Genomic DNA, 5340 nt, shown 5'->3' with positions numbered 1-5340 from the left:
TCCAATTTTTTCTTTATTTTTTTGAGACCATCTTTGATAAGATTCTCGCTTTCTTGCTTTCACTTCAGGCCTTTGAGCATATTTTAATTTTTTAGTTCCAACCTCAGGTTTTTGGTTATGTTTCCGTATTCTTTCTTTGCTTAAATTTTTTTGATTAATTTGAATTATTTCAAAAATTTGTTCTATTTTTTTAATTAGTACTTTCTTATTTTTTTCCATTGTATACATAATATTTTCCTTTCAAAAAATAAAAAACCTATTTACTTTAAAAAATAAAGCAATCGGTTAAAAACTTATATTTAAATTAAAATTTAGAAATTTTATTACAATGATAATACATTAATATTTCTAAAAATAAAAAACAATTTTCTTATAATTAATTTTGTTTTTTTTATTAGTGTTTTTTTTCTTTCTTAACTTCCTTTTTCTTTAATTTTTTATGTTTTTTCTTTTTCTTATTTCTTCTGAATCAATTTCAAAATGAACGCTTTTTCTTTACCGTTTTAATAATAGTAGGTTCAAATATTTTATTAGTATCACCAATTGAAAAATCATTACAAACAGAATTAATATTTTCATTAGAACTAATAAATAATAGTTCATCATTTAACATTAATATTTCATTTCTACTAGGAATAATAACTTTACCATGACGTTTAATTGCAACTAAGTTAATTTTATAATTGCTAGGAATTTTTAAAGTTTCTAGTTTTTTATTTGTAAACTTAGTATTTTTAACAATTACATTAGCTATTGAGTACTTTTCATCAACTGTAGTTAAATCTACTCCTAATTTTCAAATAGCACGATATGCAGCTTTCTTACCAGCTTCTGTTTCAGATAAAATAATATTAGTAATACCAATTGCTTCTAAGATTAGTTGGTGAGTACTATCAACAGCTTTAGCAATAAGATTAAGTGATGATAATGTATTGTGTTCACGATGAATTGCTAAAACATGAACAGCAGTAACAATTGAAGCTGCTAAATCAGAACCAATAGCAATAATAATATTTTGCACTTTGTGAATTCCGGCATCATCTAATGCATCACGATTAGTTGAATCTAAAATTAAAGTTTCAGAAGCTATTGATGAAACTAATTGACAACGGTCTTCTCTTTTATCAATAGCTAATGTAACTTTACCTAATTCTTCTAAAGTTTTAACAACTGAAATTCCGAATTTACCTAAACCAATGACACAAAAATCATTTTCTGATGAAGACATCTATATCCTTCTTCCTTAAATAATATTTACTTAAATATGTTATATTATACTAAATTATAAACTAATTCTTAAAATATTGGTATTTTAAATTTAAAACTAATATTTAATAGAAATGACTATAGTATAGTATAATAATAAAAGAAAATGTTATTTTAGGAGTTTTTTGATGCTATCTAAGGTTAATTATCGTAGTGTAAAAAATATTTTTAAAATTATTTTTGTTGGTAAAACTCGTCCCCGACAAATGTTTAATTTATATTTTTTCACTTTATTAGTTGGAACAATACTTTTAATGACACCAATTGCCACAACAAAAGGACAATGAAACTTTTTGCCTGCCCTTTTTACTGCTAGTAGTGCGTTTTCTGATACTGGTTTAACAGTAAAAAGCACTGCTAATGACTTTACTTTCTTTGGGCAATTTATTATTTTAATTTTAATTAAATTTGGTGGTATTGGTTTAATTACAGTTAAACTAGCAATATTATCCTTATTTGTATTTAATCGACATACTAGTTTAAGAGAAAGATTACTAATGCAAGGTGAACGTGGCTCTAATAAATTAGGAACGACTATTGATGTATTAAAAATTGGGATTATTGTTATGACAATTACTGAATTTTTGGGAGCAATTGTTTTATTTTTATATTTTTATTTTGTGCCTATCTCAGGAATAGAATATGGTCTAAACAATAATACAGGTTACTATAATCACATACTATTAGCATTATGATCGGGAATTTTCCACTCGATTTCTGCTGTTAATAATGCTGGTTTTGATATAGTTGGTATAACTTCATTAGAACCTTTTCAGAGTGATTATTTTGTACAGTGAATTTTTATTATTGAATTTGTAATTGGTGGTATTGGTTTTCCTGTTTATTATGATTTATATCATTGAATTAAAAATAAAACTCATGGTAAAAAATTTAGATTTAGTTTATTTACTAAACTAACATTAATAACATATTTTTTAGTTGCGATATTGGGTGTTAGTAGTGTTATGTTTATTGAATATTTTTCACGTAATGTCATAACTCCATCAAGGCAAGAGCCCATTTTTAAAAATTTATCGACATCTGATGCAATTATGGCTGTTTTTTTTAATACAATGTCAACAAGAAATGCTGGATACTATACAGTTGACTTAAATAAATTTCACCTTGCCTCACAAATGATCCAATCATTAATGATGTGAATTGGTTCTTCACCAGCAAGTACTGCCGGAGGAATTAGAACGACAACTTTAGCAATCATTCTTTTAACAATTTTTAATATTGCCCGTGGCCGTAATGATGTTTTTGTATTCAAGCGTAAAATTCCTAATCAAACTGTTCGTATGTCATTTATAGTCGGCACACTTGGTTTTATTTTAGTTTTTGTATCAGTAATGATTATCACAATTGAAAATGTTTTTATAACAGATAATTCTGATATGACCTTTGCACAAGTAATTTTTGATGTTTCAAGTGCTTTTGGAACAACAGGACTTTCATTATTTGATAATTCGAAATTAGGTATTTTTAGTCAACTTAGTTTAATTTTTGTCATGTTTGTGGGACAATTAGGAGTATCAACTACTGCTCTTGCTTGAAGTGATCGTAAATCAAAACCAACGATAAGTAGAGTTGAAGAAAACGTATTAATTGAATAAATTAAGAAACGGTGAACACATATGATAAAAATTTTAGATGGTAAAATAATTGCCCAACAAATTAAAGCAAAAATTAAAGCACAAGTAACAACTATTACTAATCGTAAACCTAAACTAGCAGTAATAATTATTGGTGAAGATTTAGCATCACAAATGTACGTACGAACTAAAATTAAAGCATGTCAAGAATGTGGTATTGATGGACAAGTATTTTCACTAACAACAGTAGTAACACAAAAAGAAATAATTAATAAAATTGAACAATTAAATAGTGATAATAATATTGATGGAATTTTAGTACAATTACCACTACCAAAACATTTAGATACATTAGCAATTATTAATAGCATTACTATTAATAAAGATGTTGATGGTTTAACAAATATTAATGCCGGAAGATTATTACAAGGTGATAAAAAAGCAATGTTGCCTTGTACAGTAAAAGGTATTTTAAAATTACTAAATCACTATCAAATTCCCATTTCTAAACAAAATATTACTATCATTAACGATAGTAATATTGTTGGTAAACCATTGGCTTTATCATTAACTAATATGGGAGCAACTGTTAGCATTGTTCATAAATTAACTAAAGAGTTAAGTCTTTATACTAAAGAAGCTGATATCATTTGTAGTGCTACTGGTGTCTATAATATTATTAATAGTAGTCAAGTTAAACGTGATGTTGTTATTATTGATGTAGCAATTAATTATCAAGGTAAAGAAAAAAAAGTTGTTGGTGATATTAATTTTGAAACAATGAAAAATACCGCTTCAGCAATTACTCCTGTGCCTGGTGGTGTTGGACCAATGACTATTGCCATGTTATTAGAAAATTTAATGATTTGCTATCAATTAAATAATAAATATAATTAAATTGGAGAATCAATTGTTAAAGAAAAATTGGATTAAAAAAAGATTAAATAATATTGAAAAAAATAATTTAGAATTATTAAAATTTAAGTTTTTAAAAGAAACTATTTCAACAAATAGTGTTTATTTTGATAGTCCTTTACATTTTTTAAAACCAGAAAATTATTCAGATTATCAAATACATAATGAAAATAATACTATTATTTTTAAAATAGAAGTTAATACACAAAAATTATATGATGATTGAATAAAAGGAATGAATAATTTTGCTTGAGATTATATTTTAAGTAAAAAATATATAAATATTAACACTGAATATAATTTAAAAACTAATGAGTTTATTAATAAAATTAATCAAAACTTATTTCTTTTAAAAAATAATTTAATATCAAAAAATAATATTTACGTTGTAAAAGTTTGAACCTCAAAAATAGAAAAAAATAATTTCAATATTTCTTCCTTTGAAAAAGATTGAGAAGAATTTAACGATGTTGGATATTGATGAACAGATAAAGATACTTTAAATAAAGAAGTTTCTTTAAATGAAAAATTACGTTTTACTTTTAGAAATTCATCAGATTCTTTAATAAAAGAACTATTATTTAAAGGAAATCATGAAATTACAATAAAATATGTTGAAACTGAAACTGAAATTACTACTAAAGGTTATAAATATAAAAATTCTAATTGATGAAAAAGAAATTGATCATGATTTATTTCAATATTTATTTCAATTTTAGCCTTTTTATTTACAATCATATTTAACTTTTTAAATTAATATAAAACATTAAAGTTCTAAATCAAAAAATAAATCATATTGTATGCAAAAATTATAAAATTTGTTATAAAAATAATCATAAACTAAACTTATAGTTTTAACTCATTACTTTATTTTTAAAGTATGTGGGTTTTTTATTTTTTTAAAAGAAAGAGTACAAAAATTATGAAATATTTTAATCCAAACTATTGATTTAAACTATGATTATTAATCACACCAGTTTTTAATAATCAACTACAAAATACTAATGCTAAAACAATTTATAATAAAGAAACTATTAAAGATTGAAAACCTAAAAATATATCTATTGCAGATTGTACACAATCTAATGATCAAGACATTACTTGTATTCATGAAGCAGGACATACAACAATTATTTTAGATTCTAAATTTAAAAACAAATTTCAAAAATTAGAATCTATCACTTCAGATTTCCAATACCTTGGAAGAACAATATCTGATCAGTTTATACCTTTAAATCAAATTAAAAATATAAGTGATAATGACTTATATACCTTATTACGAATTGATTTAGCTGGATTTGCCGCTGAATCTATCTTTTTTGATAGTAACCCTTTAAAATATATTATTGGACAAGCAAGAATTATGGATTCAAGTGATTTACAAGACTATCACAATATTTATCAAGAAGAGTTTGAAGTTAGAAAATTAAAACCCTACAATGAAGAACCTTTAAATTTTATAGGTAAACAATTAAATGAAACAAGAAAAATAATAAATAATAAACCAGAATTTGAAAAAATTCTTAAAACATGGATGGGGGCACTTGGCACTTGACAAGTAATT

Annotated in this window: 6 protein-coding genes; 4 read left to right on the top strand and 2 right to left on the bottom strand. The window is 24.2% G+C overall.

From position 1 onward, the window contains the following. Both M0D11_RS05135 and M0D11_RS05130 read right to left on the bottom strand, forming a co-directional pair. The coding region (locus tag M0D11_RS05135) for a hypothetical protein (RefSeq protein WP_252320706.1) at positions 1-228 on the bottom strand (228 nt) is incomplete at its 3' end. 166 nt (positions 229-394) lie between these two features. Then, positions 395-1228, bottom strand: coding sequence for a potassium channel family protein (locus tag M0D11_RS05130; RefSeq protein ID WP_252320703.1), 834 nt, complete (start codon positions 1226-1228; stop codon positions 395-397). A 166-nt stretch (positions 1229-1394) separates the two neighbouring features. On the opposite strand from M0D11_RS05130, the gene M0D11_RS05125 reads away from it, so the two are divergent. The 4 genes from M0D11_RS05125 to M0D11_RS05110 form a co-directional block, all read left to right on the top strand. Beyond that, positions 1395-2882: a TrkH family potassium uptake protein gene (locus M0D11_RS05125; protein WP_252320701.1), complete on the top strand. Its 1488-nt coding sequence runs from the start codon at positions 1395-1397 to the stop codon at positions 2880-2882. A gap of 21 nt (positions 2883-2903) precedes the next feature. Then, positions 2904-3758 (top strand): bifunctional 5,10-methylenetetrahydrofolate dehydrogenase/5,10-methenyltetrahydrofolate cyclohydrolase, encoded by an 855-nt coding sequence (locus M0D11_RS05120; protein WP_252320699.1) that lies wholly within the window; start codon positions 2904-2906, stop codon positions 3756-3758. 13 nt (positions 3759-3771) lie between these two features. Further along, on the top strand, positions 3772-4533 hold the full coding sequence (locus tag M0D11_RS05115; protein ID WP_252320697.1) for a hypothetical protein: 762 nt from the start codon (positions 3772-3774) through the stop codon (positions 4531-4533). A gap of 165 nt (positions 4534-4698) precedes the next feature. Continuing rightward, the coding region (locus tag M0D11_RS05110) for a hypothetical protein (RefSeq protein WP_252320695.1) at positions 4699-5340 on the top strand (642 nt) is incomplete at its 3' end.

Origin of the sequence: Spiroplasma endosymbiont of Lariophagus distinguendus (assembly GCF_023846195.1) — a bacterium.
Lineage (GTDB): Bacteria > Bacillota_I > Bacilli_A > Mycoplasmatales > VBWQ01 > Spiroplasma_E.
This window is presented reverse-complemented; position numbering and strand designations above follow the sequence as displayed.